Source organism: Flavobacterium sp. DSR2-3-3 (genome assembly GCF_049896585.1).
GTDB lineage: Bacteria > Bacteroidota > Bacteroidia > Flavobacteriales > Flavobacteriaceae > Flavobacterium.
In genome coordinates this window covers 26,430-42,625 of the sequence record NZ_JAFCUP010000002.1, presented here as the reverse complement: position 1 = coordinate 42,625, position 16,196 = coordinate 26,430, and the positions used below count along the sequence as shown (strand labels likewise).

Here is a 16,196-nt window from a genome sequence, read left to right as displayed (position 1 = left end):
TTTACCGACCTATATCGTTTAAAATAGGAATATAATCCTGTTTATTTTATTCTTTACGTTAGTTAGAAAGTTGCAATAAAATAATAATTATGTAATTTTAATTTAAAATAATCTTATGAATTACAAAACCGATATAAAATCACGAAAAGAATCCCTTAAAAAATTATTGCACGTCATCACACAACATGAACAAGCGATAATTTTGGCTTTGTACGATGATTTTAAAAAACCTGCTTTTGAAGCTGTTTTAACAGAAACTAATTATGTGATTATTGATTTGAAAGAAACCATAAAAAATATCGATTCTTGGGCTAAGCCAAAGAAAGTTATGGCTTCATTTTTAAATTTCCCTTCCTCCGATTATATATATAGTGAACCATACGGAAATGTTTTGATTCTTTCTCCGTGGAACTATCCGTTTCAATTGGCATTATGTCCGCTTATTGCTGCTGTCGCTGCTGGAAATAAAGTAACCTTAAAACCATCTGAACTGACTCCAAATACTTCGAAAATTATAGCGAAAATTATAAGCGAAACTTTTGCTGTCAAAGATGTGGTGGTCATCACGGGAGATGCCACTATAGCGGCAAATTTATTGTCCAAACGTTGGGATTATATTTTCTTTACCGGAAGTGTCGCTGTTGGAAAAATAGTGGCGAAGGCAGCTGCCGAAAACCTAACGCCAGTAACATTGGAATTGGGCGGAAAAAGTCCTTGTATTGTTGACGAAACGGCAAATTTAGAATTAAGTGCCAGACGCATTGTTTGGGGGAAAATCATAAATGCTGGACAAACGTGTGTGGCTCCTGATTATATTTTAGTACACCATAAAATAAAAGTTATTTTCGTAAAATTACTGATGCAGGAAATCGAAAAAGCACTTGGCACAAATCCTGAAGAATCTCCGGATTTTGCCAGAATCATCAACCTAAAAAATTGGCATCGTCAGTTGAGTTTACTCGAAAATCAGAAAATACTTTTTGGAGGACAGTCGAACAGAGATTCGTTATATCTTGCTCCTACTTTACTGGATGAACCAAAAATGGATAGTTTGGTGATGACAGAAGAAATTTTTGGTCCAATACTCCCTATACTTTCTTATGAATCGAAAGCTGATATAGACAAAATAATTTCAAGCTTCGAAAAACCACTATCGCTTTATTTATTTTCCCAAAACAAATCGTTTGTCGATGAGGTATTGCAAAAATATTCTTTTGGTGGCGGTTGCATCAATGATACGGTAATTCATTTGGCTAACAATCGCCTGCCTTTTGGCGGAGTTGGAAACTCAGGAATGGGAGCATATCATGGAAAATTAAGTTTTGATATTTTTTCGCATAAAAAAGCGATTGTAAAAAGAGGACTATGGCTTGATTTACCTATTCGTTATGCACCTTATAAAGACAAATTAAAAACCATTCAAAAAGTACTAAAATGGTTGTAGCCAATGAAAAATCAGTAAGCGAGGCCATAAAATACAGACGCTCCGTTCGGATTTTTAAAAATGAAGCTATTGATGCAGAAAAAGTAAAGCTATGTATTCAATTAGCGACTCTGGCACCCACAAGCAGTAATATGCAGCTTTGGGAATTTTATCATATCGTATCCCCGGAAATCATACAAGAAATAGCCAAAGCCAGTTTTGACCAGAATGCTGCAAAAACAGCACAACAATTGGTTGTTGTTGTAGCGAGGAAAGATTTGTGGCCCAAAAGAGTGCAATCGAACATTGATTTTTTAAAAAATCTATATGGCGAAAAACCGAAAGAAGCGTATTCAAAAAGAGAAAAATTTGCTTTAAATTATTACCAAAAAATTATTCCGACACTGTATTTTGATTTTTTAGGAATTATCGGAATGCTAAAATTTCTTGTTTTTCAAATCATTGGAATCTTCAAACCTATTTACCGACAGGCTCGACAAAGCGACATGCGAATTGTAGCCCACAAAAGTGCGGGACTTGCAGCTCAGAATTTTATGATCAGCATGGCAGCCATAAATTACGATACGTGTCCAATGGAGGGTTTTGATTCGTTGAGAATTAAAAAAATAGTACATTTGCCCGCTTCCGCAGAAATCAATATGATTTTAGGCTGTGGAATTCGAGACGAAAATGGTGTTTATGGAAAACGATTCCGAATCCCTTTTGAAGAAACCTATTTTAAAATATAATCAACCAATTTACAAATCAAATGAATAAAGCTACACAATACCGTATTGAAGAAATAAAAAAGAATGGCTACGTCCTAGATTTTGGAAATGTTTTCAACCACGCTTTCGAGAATTACAAAAAAATTGCGCTTTATGGCGGTTTAATCATTTTTGTATTTTTTGTTCTGCTTTGTCTTTTGGCATTTGGAATACTGATCGCAATTTTTGGAGCTCCCGCAGTTGTTGATTTTTTAAAACCAGAAAATTTACAATCGGAAAATATCAGTAATATTACTCTTTTAATCATTGCCGGAGCATCAGCCTTGATTTCCTGTTTATTAAGTCCATTTCCGGCAGGACTGATAAAAATGGCATATTGTGCAGAAAGAGACGAAGAATTTCATGTCTCAACCATGTTTGAGTATTATAAAGCTCCTTATTTCAAGGAACTTTTTGTAGCAACATTTCTCGTTTCTCTTACAAGTTATATCATTTCCTCAATAATAAATTACGCCCAAATACCTGCACTTGGTTTCGTTAATACCGTGACAGTGTCGTTATTCACCATGCTAATGATTCCCCTTATCATTTTTGGAAAATTGAAAGCCGCAGAAGCTATACAAACCAGCATCCTTATAGTTTCCAAACAACCTTTAGTTTTACTCGGATTAATTATTATTGGATCTATTGCAACATTGGTAGGTTTTATAGGCTGCTGTATTGGAATCTTTTTTACTTTTCCTTTTATTTATTCCTTACACTACGCCATATACAGTGAGATAATTGGTTTTGAAGCTGAAGATGAATCTGAAGAAAAAAACTAAAAAATAAAATTCCTTTACGAATAAAAACCAAGGCATAAATACTAATTTGTTTTGGTTTTTATTTAATTTTTTTTCCTACATTGACAACCAAAGAAGACAGAAACCCAAATCTACTCTTCACAAACCTAATAAAAATTTTACTATGGTGTTGTACTGTAGCCAATTAAATATTTTGCCCAAACAATTGAATTTATTTTGGACATTTAATTCTATGATAAATAAACAATTATTTTATGTTATAATTCCTATTTTAATAATTTTTTTAATTTACAAAATTCATAAAATAAAAACCGGATTAAAAAGTAATTTATTAGAAAGAAGCCATAAGGCAATTACACAAAAACGAGAATATCAAATCTATCTTTTGTTTCTAGGAATTATACTTATTATCATAGAAATCACTTACGAAATTTTAAAAGTAAGGCCACAAAGTTTATTGATAGTAAACTGCACCATTGGGGTATTTTTAATGGCTCTGTATTTTGTTAGTACTAAGTCATCGATAGTTTTTAGAAATATTAAACAAATTTTTATTGTATTTTATTTAGTCTATTTTAGCTCTATTTCTCGAAATATAATTATTTCTCCTACTGACAATATACCAATTGTAGCTTATGTAGTAGCCTTTTTCTTTTCTTACAGCGTTATAAAACCTGCTAAATTGTATTGGGGATTTGTTGTGGCAGTTTTTATTTATTTTGGCATTGTTTTTATTTTCGATTTAGTACCATTAAAAACAATTTTGTCGCTAGTAATTAGTGCTTCAATAATTCTAATCATAAATTACATGCACTACATTTTATGGTTAAATAGTACTGAAGAAATTCGTTTCAACAATCAAATCATTAACAAAGGGAATTCACTGATTTTAGCTATAAACAGAAAAGGTGAAATTGTATTTTGCAGTGAAAATGTAGAATCGATTTTAGGATATACCGTTGATGAAATTATGGGATTAGGCTATTGGAAATTCACGGAAGACACAGCGTTTTTAAGTGAAGATTACCAAACTAAATTTAAGGATGACAGGATCTTCATCCGTAAACTCAAATGTCAAAATGGAGATTATAAACACATTCAATGGAACCATAAAAAATTTTCGGACAACTTAATTATTGGTATTGGGCAAGATGTAACTAATGAAATTCAAATCCAAAATCAGTATAAAAATTTAATTGAAAATGCTATCGATCTCATTTTTGAAGTTGATAATCACGGTACTTTTATATTTGTAAATGACTTTACCATCAAATCATTGGGTTACGAGAATGACGAAATTATAAATCGAAATTATTCGGAATTTATTCGGCAAGATTACATTACAAGCATCATGGATTTTTATCAGAATTTATTAAAACATGAAAATTATTTTCCAACTATTGAGTTCCCTTTATTAAAAAAGAACGGTGAAGAATTGTGGGTTTCACAAAAAGTGATAATCCGAAGAAATGATCTAGGAAAAGTAGTTGGCTATTCTGGGATTGCCCGAGATATCACTAAATTTAAAGATATTGAAGCTGAAAATAAAATACGTCAGGAAAAAGTAGAACAATACAACCAAACGATTAAAGAATTAGCAACTACCAACTTTAGTAACGATAAAAATTTGGATGTCAGCGTGATGCAAATCATTGAATCTGCAGCAAAAGTTTTTCGGTGCAATCGCGTAAGCTACTGGAAATATACCGAAAATATAATCACATGCGAAAACTTATATGATTTAGACACAAATTCGTACAGCAAAGGTACTGTTTTAGAAAAAGAAAAATATCCAATTTATTTTAATTCAATAAAAAGTAAAACACAAATAAGTGCTCCAGACGTTTTTAACAAATGGGAAATATCTGAATTCATTTATGACTATTTCTTGAAATTTGACATCAAATCACAACTTGATATTCCTATTTTTATCAATGGAGAATTAACTGGAACCATAAGCTTTGAAACTACAAGAACACAAAGAAATTGGGATAACGACGATATTATTTTTGCTCGAACAATTTCGGATATTATATCGCTGACCATGATTTCGCACAGTCGCTATACAACAGAAAAAAAATTAGAATACAAGAGTGAACTTTTATCCGCACTGGCACTTTGCACGGAGAAATTTTTGAATAGTAATGACATAAACGATATTTTCTCGGATGTCCTTATTATTATGGGAAAGGCGACAGAATCTCACAGAGCGTACTATTATGAAAATGAAGGGAACACTGGGTTGATAAGCCAAAAATACCGATGGCTGATCAATAACATCAAATTAACACCTAACAATATTAGCCTTCAAAATCTGCCTCATGATTTTTTTGAAGAGCTATTGACACCTCTTTTAAATAACAAAATTTATAAAGCAATTGTTCCAAAAATTGAAAATCCATCTCTTAGGAACAAATTAAATAATGTGGATGCGGTTTCAATAATTCTTATTCCAATTTTCGTTAAAAACAAATTTCATGGCTTTTTAGGATTTGATGACACCCAAAATGAAAGAGAATGGTCAGAAGACGAATTGAATATTTTACAAACATTAGCGAGTAATATTGCTTCTTCCATTGAGCGTATTGCTAATGAAACCGCTATTTATGAAAGCGAAGAAAAATTCAGATTATTAGCTAATAACATTCCGGGAACCGTTTATTTATCCAATTATGATGAAAATAATACTAAAATTTACATCAATGATGAAGTTGAAAAACTTACTGGTTATCCAAAAGAAGATTTCCTAAATAACCATTTGTCATTCATTGATTTAATTCATCCGGAAGATAAAATAAGGACAATTAATGCTCAAAAAAATGCAATAGAAAGTACAATCCCCATTCATTTGACGTACCGAATAATTCACAAAGACAATCGCACGGTGTGGGTAGAGGAATTTGGAGATACCATTTACAAAGACGGAAAAATTGCTTTTCTTGAAGGCATTTTCATTAATATTACGGAGAGAAAACAATCCGAAAACGTAGTTCAGGAAAAGGAATTAGCTGAAGCGGCCAACAAAGCGAAATCGGAATTTCTGGCAAACATGAGTCACGAAATCAGAACTCCATTAAACGGAATTATCGGTTTTACTGATTTGTTAATGAATACAAATCTTGGTAAAACCCAAGAAAAATACATGATTACGATAAATCAGTCAGCTAAATCATTATTGGATATTATAAATGACATACTTGATTTTTCTAAAATAGAAGCTGGAAAATTAGAACTGTATTTGGAAAAAAATGATGTTCACGAAATTTTGAGCCAAATTATTGATTTGATATTATATGAATCAAATCAAAAGAATTTGACGTTAAAACTGAATATTGCGTCAGATGTACCTAAATATATTTGGACAGACAGCGTACGTTTAAAACAAATTTTATTAAATCTTTTATCAAACGCGGTGAAATTTACTGAAAAAGGTTCCATACAATTAAATGTTTCAGTTGCTGAAAAAACAAATGATTCCATAGCTAAAATACTTTTTTCTGTTATTGATACCGGTATTGGAATACAAGAGGAGAACAAAAGGAAAATTTTTAAAGCCTTTTCTCAGGAAGATAACTCAACTACAAGAAAATTTGGAGGAACTGGACTAGGTCTCACCATCTCTAACCAATTATTAGGTTTAATGAATAGTCACTTACAATTAGAAAGTACAGTTCAATTTGGTAGTGCCTTTTATTTTTATTTAGATTTAGAAATTAGCAATGAACCATCAGAAGATGTAAAGCAAATTACAATTCCTGTTATTACCAATGAAATTGTTGGCAAACCAAATAAAAGCGCAAAAAAAATAAAAATAATGCTTGTTGAGGACAATAATGTTAACATGTTATTACTTAAAACTATCATTAAAAACTTATTTACAAATGTGACAATTTTTGAAATTCCCAATGGTAAAGTGGCGGTGGAACAATTTGAAACGATTCATCCAGATATTATTTTTATGGATATCCAAATGCCCATCATGAATGGCTATGAAGCAACAGAAATCATACGGAATTTAAAATCTGGACAAAATGTACCTATTATTGCTATAACTGCAGGTACGGAAAAAGAAGAAAAAGAAAAATGTCTTAAGGCAGGAATGAATGATTATATTCCAAAGCCGATAATAAAAGGAATTATTGAAGAAACATTTTTAAAGTGGGTACACTAACGTATTTAAAAAAGATTATTTAACGCTCTAAAAAATGTAATTTTATAAAATTACAGATAATTAACAACTAAAATAATAAAGTATGAAATGGAGTGGCAGACGTTCAAGTGAAAATTTTGAAGATCGAAGAGGAATGTCCTCTGGTGGAAAAACAATTGTTGGAGGAGGAATTATTGGGATTATTATCTTGTTATTGAATGTTTTTGGTGGTGAAAACGCCCAAATGCTTACGCCGATATTAGAACAAATGCATCAAGGAAACAGCGCTCCTACTGAACAAAGAGACCTAACAGCCGCCGAAATTGAAGAAGGCAAATTTATAGAAGCTATATTGGTAGATACAGAGGATGTTTGGGGAAAAATATTTCAGGAAAACAACATGCAGTATAAAAGACCAAACTTATTACTGTTCAATCAAGCTATAGAAACTGCATGCGGTAATGCTACCTCTGCTTCGGGACCTTTTTATTGTCCTGGTGATCAAAAAGTGTATATGGACCTGGCTTTCTTTGAAGAGCTAAAAACAAGATTTGGAGCGCAAGGAGGTGATTTTGCCACCGCTTATGTAATTGCCCACGAGATTGGTCATCATGTACAAACACTGTTGGGAACTTCCAATAAAATGAGACAAATGCAAGAAGGAAAAAGCACTGCCGAAGCCAATAAATTATCAGTGGCTTTAGAACTGCAAGCTGATTTTTATGCTGGAGTTTGGACGCATTACAACCAAAAAATGAATAATTTCTTGGAGGAAGGCGATATTGATGAAGCTTTAAGTGCGGCACATGCAGTTGGTGATGATGCAATTCAGGCCAAAATTCAAGGACATATTGTTCCGGAATCCTTTACACACGGAACTTCTGCACAACGAAAAGCTTGGTTTATGAAAGGCTATAAATCCGGAGATATCACTCAAGGCGATACTTTTGCAGAAATAAGATAATTGAAAAATCAATTAGAATTTAAAAATCGGGATGTATTCCCGATTTTTTTTTTATCCAGTTTAAACAAATTCAACCAATCAAAAGCACATCGGAAAAATTAACAGTACCTTCGCGCCAAATTAAAGAAGTAAACTAAATAAATGTGTTTGCTTCATAAACACAATTTATGTCATTTAACTCATTAGGCTTATCTGATGCTTTACTTAAAGCCATCAGCAAAAAAGGATATACAACTCCTTCACCAATACAACAAAAAGCAATTCCCCCAATATTAGAAGGCAAAGATGTTTTAGCATCCGCGCAAACTGGAACAGGAAAAACGGCCGGTTTCACGTTACCCATATTGCAAATCTTATCGCAGGGTCAGCATTTAAGACAAAGACCCATTCGTGCTTTAATATTAACTCCAACCAGAGAATTAGCAGCACAAATATTGGCCAATATCAAAGAATACAGTGAATTTTTAGACATAAAAAGCACCGTTATTTTTGGAGGTGTAAACCAGAATCCACAAGTTACCCAACTGCGTCAGGGTGTCGATATTTTAGTCGCCACACCAGGTCGGTTAATCGATTTGCAAAACCAAGGTTTAATATCGCTTGCCAAAGTTGAAATTTTAGTTTTAGATGAAGCAGACCGCATGCTGGACATGGGCTTTGTGCGAGACATTGAGCGTATTATAAAAGTATTACCTGTAAAAAGGCAAAACCTGATGTTTTCGGCAACCTTCTCAAAAGACATCAAGAAATTGGCAATGGGCATTTTGCACAATCCCGTTCATGTAGAGGCTACCCCGGAAAACACAACCGTGGATGCTATTACTCAAATAGTTTATCCTGTTGCAAAAGAGAAAAAAACCGAATTAATAATTAAATTGATTACAGAAGGGAACTGGAAACAAATTTTGGTTTTTACCCGCACCAAACAAGGCGCCAATAAGCTGACGGAAAGCATGATTAGTGCCGGAATCAAAGCAGCAGCTATTCACGGAAATAAAGGTCAGGGAGCACGAACCAAAGCCTTGGCAGGTTTCAAAGACGGAAGCCTGACCGCTTTAGTCGCTACGGATATTGCCGCGCGAGGTTTAGATATTCCGTTATTACCACATGTGGTAAATTTTGAATTGCCTAACATTCCTGAAGATTACGTTCACCGAATTGGTCGTACAGGAAGAGCCGGAGCCAATGGAGAAGCTATTTCGTTATTCAGTCCGGACGAAACGGTCTTTTTGCGCGATATAGAAAAATTAGTTGGCTTGAAACTGCCGGTTCAAAATATCAAAGGTTTTGAGCCAGATCCTAACGCTTCAAAAGAACCAATCAAACAAGGGCAAGGAAGACAGCAACGCGATTCCACTCCTAAGAAACCAAAAACAGATACTACAAACCGAAGCACCAATAATAGTTTTGGTCCAAGGCGTCCAAGTCAAAATAATGACAGACGTTCTAATAGATAATTAATTTTTATTCTTTTTTAGGAGCAGAATATTTTCGTTTTTTTAGAACGTATTTCCCGCTATACATTACAAACCTTCTTAGGGCTGAACACCAGCTCTAAGAAGGTTTTTCATTTCTATCGGGGCTATTCAGAGCGTTTTTACTTTCATACTATCGTTTTGTAAATTCATCCCACAAATCTACAATAGCCAGATAATTTGTAAGAAAAAATGAATATATTTGGAATAAAATAATATAATCTTTGTCACTCCTATCTACACTAAATTGGGTGGCTTTATTTGATTTTGTTATACATACAAATTGGCGGCAGCCTTGCAAAACGCACACATATTAATCACTTGCATACAATTTCATAAGATATAAATCATGAAAAAATTTAAAATCATATTAATTTTATTGTTAGCTGTTTCTGTAATTATAGTAGGTTACATCTACTCTCTAACATTCCAACCCGAAGGGCGGATAGATTGGGGGCAAGCTTTATTCTTAAAAATGGTAGGTAACAATGATAAACAAATAGGTTTACTAAAAAAAATGACAGTAAAGCAACGTAGTCATTTTACAGATGCGGTACCTATAAATACTGAAGGTTTAAATATTGATACTCTTAAAATCACAAATGATAGTCTAACTGTTTTTATCTTCAAACCTAAAAATTTACCTAAGAATAGCCCTGTGATCGTCTATTTTCATGGTGGGGCATTTGTTTTACCGTGGACAAATGTATCAGTAACTTATGCCACACTTTTGGCTCACACGTTTAACGCTATTGTAGTTGGTGTTGATTATAGAGTTGCTCCAGAGCACCCCTTTCCGACACCTAACAATGATTGTTATACTACACTACTTTGGACAATAAAAAATATAAGTAAATGGGAAGGAAATCCAAATCAAATAATTGTAGCTGGCGAAAGTGCTGGAGCGACTTTGGCCGCATTAGTAGCAATAAAAGCTAAAAAAGAACATTTAACAAACATTAAATATCAACTTTTAGATTGTCCTGTTAGTTATATTCCTTACAAAACTGATGCTTATATAAAGTTCAAGAATAGATATTTTTTAGAAGAAACTGAAATGCTTTTTGGGGTAGAAAGTTATTTGCCAAATATGACTGATTATACAAATCCTTTAGCAATGCCGTACTACGAAGAAAATTTGTCAAATTTAGCGCCAGCTATTGTGATAACTTGTGAATTTGATCCTTTAAGAGATACAGGACGGGATTACGCAAAAAAATTAAGCGAAGCAAAAGTTTCAACAGTTCATAAAGAAATGAAAGGAATGCTTCATTGCATGCCAGGTCCATTTAATGAAAGAGATAGAACTGAATTATATAGTGAAATAGCGAAAGAAATCAATCATAAAAATAAAAATTGAATTACAAATAAATCACCAATAAGAAAGGCAGCAGCCAATAGCTTCACAGCATTAGTCGGGAAATAGACTTTGTAGAAAGTTAGTTTTGTATTTGGGATGATTTGCTTCGCCTGTTCGCTGTCGCTCGGGTGGCGAATCTCAATAATTAGCTTAATTTTGTCTCCCCACTACGCAAAGTCTCCGACTTTGAGTACGTATTTTTCAGTCTCCGGCTGACCTTTAAATTCAAATATTTTAAAAATAAAATCGGTTGAAAACCGAAAGTCACTTCCTCAAAATCGGAGACTTTGTGGAACGTTGTAATTAACATTTAAAATCAAAAATCGTCAATAAAAAATCTGAAATCGGCTCCTCTTTATACTGAAAACTGTTGTTTCCAAATGCAACAATAATTTAAAGCATTACTTTACAAATTAGTATTCTATTTATATGTAGATAATATTTGTTTTTTATAGGAATATGGTATCGCCAGATCTTCATTGGTGTTTGCGACAGCTTCTGTCATGGCGATTTCATACTTATTCAAATCTAGATTAAGAATAATACCTACTCGGCTAAACTCTTCATTAATCTTTGCATTCAAGATCAGTTGTTCATTAGTTATAGGATGATTAAAAATTAATTGATGGGCATGAAGCATCATTCCTTTCAGTTCAAAATTCTCCAACCATAATTTATTTTGTTTGTTACAACCATGTGGACGACTTCCTAAAATAGGATGAAAAATATGTTTAAAATGTTTTCGTAATTGATGCATACGTCCAGTTTCAGGAATCGCTTCTACCAAACAATATCGTGAAGTAGGTTTATTGTTAAATTCTAACTCAATTTCGGTAGTTTGCAATCGATGAAAGTAAGTTATTGCATTTTGTATAATGCCATCATCATTGGTTAAATCATAATCAATCGTTAGATCTTCGGGTGACCAACCACGTAAAATTGCTAAATACTTTTTTTCGACTTCGCGTGTGGCAAAACGATCATTCATAATTTTTAAAATCTCCTTATCCAACGCAAATAACAAGACACCAGATGTTTTGCGATCTAACCGATGAATAGGATAAACATGTTGCCCTCCTATTTGATTTCTCAATTCTTGAATAGCAAACACTTTTGCATCGCGCGCGTAAAACGATTTGTGGACCAATAATCCACTTGGTTTATTAATTGCAATAATATATTCGTCTTGGTAAAGAATTTCTAGCATTTGGCAAAAATAAAAGAGATTCCTATCGAAATCTCTTTTTTGACTTATTTATTTCTATCTTTTTCTTTTTCCCTAACGCGAGCGTATTCCCAATTTTGCAGAGCTTAATCATCTCCAATCAAAAATCGCTAATCAAAAATCTGAAATCTGTTTTAGCCCAACCAACCATCACGATCCAAACTTCTGTACTGAATCGCTTCGGAAATATGACTGGAAACAACTATTGGAGCGGCATCCAAGTCAGCGATTGTGCGTGCTACTTTAATAACTAATAATAACATATAGTTCATTAATGTTTTTTATATTTACAGAAAAATTCAAGATAAATGAAAGCAGTTGCGTATCTCCGAGTAAGTACACAAGACCAATCTTTAGAAAGACAGTATGAGGACATTAAAAAATTCGCATCTACAAAGAAATTAACGTTAGTTCAAATTTTTGAGGATAAAATAAGTGGTTCAAAAACCAAAACTGATGAAAGAGTAGGTTTTAATCAAATGGAAACATACCTCAAACTTAATGAAGATGTTAAAAATATTTTAGTTCTAGAAATATCTAGACTAGGAAGAAAAAATAATGATATTCAAAATGTTGTTGAAAAATATATAGAAAAAGGAATTAATATTCACATTGACGACTTAGATATATCTACTCTTGATAAGAAAGGTAATCGCTCATTTGCCTCCGAAATAATGATTTCTTTATTAGGTGTAATGGCAGCAAATGAAGCACGACTGCTGTCATCAAGAATAAGTTCTGGAAAAATGTCAAGAGCAAGAAAAAATTTAGCATTTGGAGGAAAAATTATTGGTTATAAGAAAGGACAAGATGGCACACCAATCATTGATGAGATTCAAGCACCAATGATTAAAAAAATATTTGAGTTCGCTTCAAAAGGCCTTGGCATGCGTAATGTATCCACAATGATTGAGTCAGAATATGATAGAAAAATAGCAATTGGAACTTTGAATGGTATTATCAGAAATAGCTTCCATAAAGGATTAAGAAAATATAATGGATTAGAACTTACTGTACCAGCAATTGTTTCGGAAGAATTGTGGAAAATTGCAAATGATTCTATTAGTAATAGAAGTAAGTTTGGAAGTAGAACGAATGTAAATACTAACATCATTAGTGGAAAAATCAAATGTGCATGTGGTAATGTTATGCATCAAAAAGTGATTCCACAAGGGAGAATTGATTCCTTTATATGCAAGGATGAAAAATGCAAAAATGCAATTAATAGACCTTGGTTATTTAGAATGGTGCGTAAAGTAGTTGAAAGACACGCACTAAAAACAAAAGACGAACAAGTTCGTGAAACATTTAAATTACAAATATCATCTCATAAAGTAAAAATTGATTTAAATAAAAAGGAAATTGAAAAACTGGAAAAAAGACAAATAAAAGCAAGAGACCTTTATCTCGATTCTGATATTCCTAAAGAAGAATACAATCAAATTAAAGTTAATCTAGTTACAGAAATCGAAGAATATTCCAATATTAACGTCAAACTTGATAAAGTCATTAAAGCTTCTGAAAATGCCTTAAAAACAGACATCAAACATTTTAGCGAAGACTTAGAATTATTTAAAGCAGAGATTCAAGAAATAATTAGTCACGTCATTATTGACAAAGAAAGAGTTTTAATAAATATATTTGGTTGGCGAGAATATGACCTAAACAAACCAAATAGCGTAAAACTTGGATGGGAAGCAAGAAAGCCTCTAAATGAAAGGTATATTAATGAAGAACTTCCATTAAGAATTCCTATTGATGATGAAAATTTACAAATGATGGTTGACGACTTTTTATCTTAAGATAGTAAAATCTTAATCTACCTATTTTTGAAAAAGTACTTTAAATGACGAGTACAAACATGAAGTTATTAAAATTGATTTATCAGACGCAAATGAATCTAATAAAAAAGATAATAGAGATTTCTTTATAAAACATCCGTTACCATTCTTGCGTTTTCTAATTAGAAATCAAAAAGCGTTTTTAAATCTACTTCAAGTGCCAAAGATAACTTTATGGCAGTAGTAAGGGTTATTTTGGTTCTTGCATTTTCAATTCTAGAAATAGTTGTTTTTTCAATAGGAGATTCAGAACCCAAGTCATTCATAGCAGTAGCCAAATCGAATTGAGTCATATTTTTCGATTCTCTAATTCTCTTTAAATTTATTCCGAATTGTTTTACGTAAAATTCGATTTTTATTGACTCTGTTGACATAGTTGTCAATAATACTCGTTATATTTATCCCATAAGTAAACATAAATGTCAACATGTAAATTTAACCACATGCATAACATTTAGTTGCTTAAAATCTAAATCATTAAATATTAACAAATTAAAAAGAATGAAAAATTCAAAAAAAATTATTACAATTTTATTATTAGCATTGACATTTAGTATGACTGCTCAGGTCTCACCAACAATAGGCGAAAAAGTATTAGAAGTAAAAGAAAGTCACGAAGGAGAATATTTGCAAAAAATAAGTCAACAAGGATTTTCACTAGTAGTAATAAAAGCATTAACAGAAAGAATGCCTAAAAAACTGATTAAATATGGCTTCACTGATATTTCAATTATTGAAGTTGGTAAAGTACCAGTTCCTGAAGGATGGGCAACAAAATTAGGCAGTCTAACATCAAATAAATCTGTTGGTCAAGGCATGTTACAACAAGCAAAGACTTATAGTGAAATTGAAGCCGCAGTAAATAAGATGTATCAACCCGAAGATACCGATGGCGTTGATTGGAAATTCCAAGTTAATTTTATCGATAATATTTCAAAAGAGGAATTCAAAATTAGAATTAACATGATGACATATAGTCCTCTATATATAATTAAAAAAAGTGATTTAGTAAAAGATTTAAGCAAAAGCTAAAGAGCTTAATAAGAAATTCAAAGAGTATAATATACTCATCTTATTTGTCATAATGTAATTGAAAATTAAATAATAAATAAAATTAACAATGAAAAAAGTACTATTAGGAGCTATACTATTATTTAGCATGATTTCTTGCACACAACAATCTAAGTTAGAAAAATTTGTAGAAAAGACAGTAAAAGATAAATTGAATGACCCCGATAGCTTTGTCTTAGTTAGTTTAAATCAAGAGAAAACGGATGTTGTTAATATTCTTTTTGAAAAAAATAAAGAAGAAGTAAAAACGAGAAAATTAAATTATGAGAAATATGGTGATGCAGATAGTGCTAGCAAATACACGTTGGCAAAGAAAATTGAAAATAATGTAAAGCAAGTAAATAATGGAAGTATGGTATATGTATCATATACATATCGTGCAAAGAATTCATTCGGTGGTATGGTAACGGACACTAAATTTTCTTTTATTGATCTTAGTAAAATTTAAAAGAAAATTTAAAGCAAAAAAAATAGACACTCAAAAGGTGTCTATTTTCTTATTGTCTTGTGCTTCACTTCTCTTTCATTTTCCATGGTATTATTCATGCGGTAATGAATTTATTGTTTAAATTAATGTCTTAATCTTTCTGATTGTATTGATTGAAAGGTCAGTCATTTTATTCAATTGACTTAATGACAAGGATTCGTTTTTGATGAATTTTATTTCTGCTTTGTATTTGCTTAAGAAATCGTCATTTGATTCGGTAATACCTTTGATTCTTCCCTTGTACTTTCCTTGCAACTTAGCAATTGCAATACCTTCTGCTATACGCTCTTTGATTGATTCTCTTTCAATTTGTGACACGTTTGCTAATAAGTCACATATCATTTTAAAAATTGGATTTGGTTTTCCATCTATTCTTGAATGCAAACCTAAATTCTCAATAACTAGATTTACATCTTCTTTATTTAACAGTTCCATCGTGGTTTGAATGTCATAAGCGTTACGTCCTAACCTATCAACAGAATGAACAACAATTGTTTTAATCGCTCCGCTTCTAACATCATCTAGTAATCTCTTTGCTTGTGGTCGTTCAGTAAATGGAACAATGCCTGATACAATATCGAAGTACTCAATCATTGAAGAATCCTTCTGTCTTGCTTCATTCTGTCCGCTTGTTGAGATTCTAATATATTTTGCTGTTGTTATCATATT

At 32.2% G+C, this 16,196-nt stretch carries 13 protein-coding genes and 1 pseudogene; 10 read left to right on the top strand and 4 right to left on the bottom strand.

The window, feature by feature from the left end; translation table 11 throughout:
* Positions 1-115: 115 nt before the first annotated feature.
* From ACP7AQ_RS02895 to ACP7AQ_RS02865, 7 genes are all read left to right on the top strand, one after another.
* Entirely contained in the window at positions 116-1,444 is a 1,329-nt protein-coding gene (locus ACP7AQ_RS02895; RefSeq protein WP_426094328.1) for an aldehyde dehydrogenase, read from the top strand.
* The gene (locus tag ACP7AQ_RS02890; RefSeq protein ID WP_426094327.1) at positions 1,435-2,172 is read left to right on the top strand and encodes a nitroreductase family protein; all 738 of its coding nucleotides are present in this window, start codon (positions 1,435-1,437) and stop codon (positions 2,170-2,172) included. Before ACP7AQ_RS02895 ends, ACP7AQ_RS02890 begins: the two co-directional genes overlap by 10 nt.
* Before the next feature lie 20 nt (positions 2,173-2,192).
* Entirely contained in the window at positions 2,193-2,975 is a 783-nt protein-coding gene (locus ACP7AQ_RS02885) for a hypothetical protein (protein ID WP_426094326.1), read from the top strand.
* Positions 2,976-3,186: 211 nt separating this feature from the next.
* Positions 3,187-7,125: a PAS domain S-box protein gene (locus tag ACP7AQ_RS02880; protein ID WP_426094325.1), complete on the top strand. Its 3,939-nt coding sequence runs from the start codon at positions 3,187-3,189 to the stop codon at positions 7,123-7,125.
* 82 nt (positions 7,126-7,207) lie between these two features.
* Positions 7,208-8,068: a KPN_02809 family neutral zinc metallopeptidase gene (gene ypfJ / locus ACP7AQ_RS02875; RefSeq protein ID WP_426063336.1), complete on the top strand. Its 861-nt coding sequence runs from the start codon at positions 7,208-7,210 to the stop codon at positions 8,066-8,068.
* A gap of 167 nt (positions 8,069-8,235) precedes the next feature.
* A complete protein-coding gene (locus tag ACP7AQ_RS02870) occupies positions 8,236-9,525 on the top strand; it encodes a DEAD/DEAH box helicase (protein WP_426094324.1) in 1,290 nt (429 codons plus the stop codon).
* 367 nt (positions 9,526-9,892) lie between these two features.
* Complete coding sequence (locus tag ACP7AQ_RS02865; RefSeq protein WP_426094323.1) at positions 9,893-10,903, top strand: alpha/beta hydrolase; 1,011 nt, start codon at positions 9,893-9,895, stop codon at positions 10,901-10,903.
* Positions 10,904-11,324: 421 nt separating this feature from the next.
* Here ACP7AQ_RS02865 and ACP7AQ_RS02860 read toward each other — a convergent pair whose 3' ends face one another.
* Together ACP7AQ_RS02860 and ACP7AQ_RS02855 are read right to left on the bottom strand one after the other, a co-directional pair.
* On the bottom strand, positions 11,325-12,110 hold the full coding sequence (locus ACP7AQ_RS02860) for a pseudouridine synthase (protein ID WP_426063339.1): 786 nt from the start codon (positions 12,108-12,110) through the stop codon (positions 11,325-11,327).
* Between the two features lie 152 nt (positions 12,111-12,262).
* A pseudogene (locus ACP7AQ_RS02855) lies at positions 12,263-12,379 on the bottom strand (ATP-binding protein); the annotation flags it as partial.
* 57 nt (positions 12,380-12,436) lie between these two features.
* Here ACP7AQ_RS02855 and ACP7AQ_RS02850 point away from each other — a divergent pair.
* A complete protein-coding gene (locus ACP7AQ_RS02850; protein ID WP_426094322.1) occupies positions 12,437-13,930 on the top strand; it encodes a recombinase family protein in 1,494 nt (497 codons plus the stop codon).
* Positions 13,931-14,091: 161 nt separating this feature from the next.
* On the opposite strand, the gene ACP7AQ_RS02845 is transcribed toward ACP7AQ_RS02850, so the two are convergent.
* Positions 14,092-14,343, bottom strand: coding sequence for a helix-turn-helix domain-containing protein (locus ACP7AQ_RS02845; RefSeq protein WP_426094321.1), 252 nt, complete (start codon positions 14,341-14,343; stop codon positions 14,092-14,094).
* A 127-nt stretch (positions 14,344-14,470) separates the two neighbouring features.
* Between ACP7AQ_RS02845 and ACP7AQ_RS02840 the strand changes: the two genes are divergently transcribed.
* The gene (locus ACP7AQ_RS02840; protein ID WP_426094320.1) at positions 14,471-15,001 is read left to right on the top strand and encodes a hypothetical protein; all 531 of its coding nucleotides are present in this window, start codon (positions 14,471-14,473) and stop codon (positions 14,999-15,001) included.
* Between the two features lie 88 nt (positions 15,002-15,089).
* Positions 15,090-15,488: a hypothetical protein gene (locus tag ACP7AQ_RS02835; RefSeq protein WP_426094319.1), complete on the top strand. Its 399-nt coding sequence runs from the start codon at positions 15,090-15,092 to the stop codon at positions 15,486-15,488.
* Between the two features lie 117 nt (positions 15,489-15,605).
* Here ACP7AQ_RS02835 and ACP7AQ_RS02830 read toward each other — a convergent pair whose 3' ends face one another.
* On the bottom strand, positions 15,606-16,193 hold the full coding sequence (locus ACP7AQ_RS02830) for a recombinase family protein (RefSeq protein WP_426094318.1): 588 nt from the start codon (positions 16,191-16,193) through the stop codon (positions 15,606-15,608).
* Positions 16,194-16,196: the final 3 nt, after the last annotated feature.

Excerpts from the sequence above, each read along its gene's own strand:
- ACP7AQ_RS02835 (WP_426094319.1), top strand. The coding sequence starts at position 15,090 with ATGAAAAAAGTACTATTAGGAGCTATACTATTATTTAGCATGATTTCT.
- ACP7AQ_RS02885 (WP_426094326.1), top strand. The coding sequence starts at position 2,193 with ATGAATAAAGCTACACAATACCGTATTGAAGAAATAAAAAAGAATGGC.
- ACP7AQ_RS02830 (WP_426094318.1), bottom strand. The coding sequence starts at position 16,193 with ATGATAACAACAGCAAAATATATTAGAATCTCAACAAGCGGACAGAAT.
- ACP7AQ_RS02860 (WP_426063339.1), bottom strand. The coding sequence starts at position 12,110 with ATGCTAGAAATTCTTTACCAAGACGAATATATTATTGCAATTAATAAA.
- ACP7AQ_RS02895 (WP_426094328.1), top strand. The coding sequence starts at position 116 with ATGAATTACAAAACCGATATAAAATCACGAAAAGAATCCCTTAAAAAA.
- ACP7AQ_RS02880 (WP_426094325.1), top strand. The coding sequence starts at position 3,187 with ATGATAAATAAACAATTATTTTATGTTATAATTCCTATTTTAATAATT.
- ACP7AQ_RS02845 (WP_426094321.1), bottom strand. The coding sequence starts at position 14,343 with ATGTCAACAGAGTCAATAAAAATCGAATTTTACGTAAAACAATTCGGA.
- ypfJ (WP_426063336.1), top strand. The coding sequence starts at position 7,208 with ATGAAATGGAGTGGCAGACGTTCAAGTGAAAATTTTGAAGATCGAAGA.
- ACP7AQ_RS02850 (WP_426094322.1), top strand. The coding sequence starts at position 12,437 with ATGAAAGCAGTTGCGTATCTCCGAGTAAGTACACAAGACCAATCTTTA.
- ACP7AQ_RS02890 (WP_426094327.1), top strand. The coding sequence starts at position 1,435 with ATGGTTGTAGCCAATGAAAAATCAGTAAGCGAGGCCATAAAATACAGA.
- ACP7AQ_RS02840 (WP_426094320.1), top strand. The coding sequence starts at position 14,471 with ATGAAAAATTCAAAAAAAATTATTACAATTTTATTATTAGCATTGACA.
- ACP7AQ_RS02870 (WP_426094324.1), top strand. The coding sequence starts at position 8,236 with ATGTCATTTAACTCATTAGGCTTATCTGATGCTTTACTTAAAGCCATC.
- ACP7AQ_RS02865 (WP_426094323.1), top strand. The coding sequence starts at position 9,893 with ATGAAAAAATTTAAAATCATATTAATTTTATTGTTAGCTGTTTCTGTA.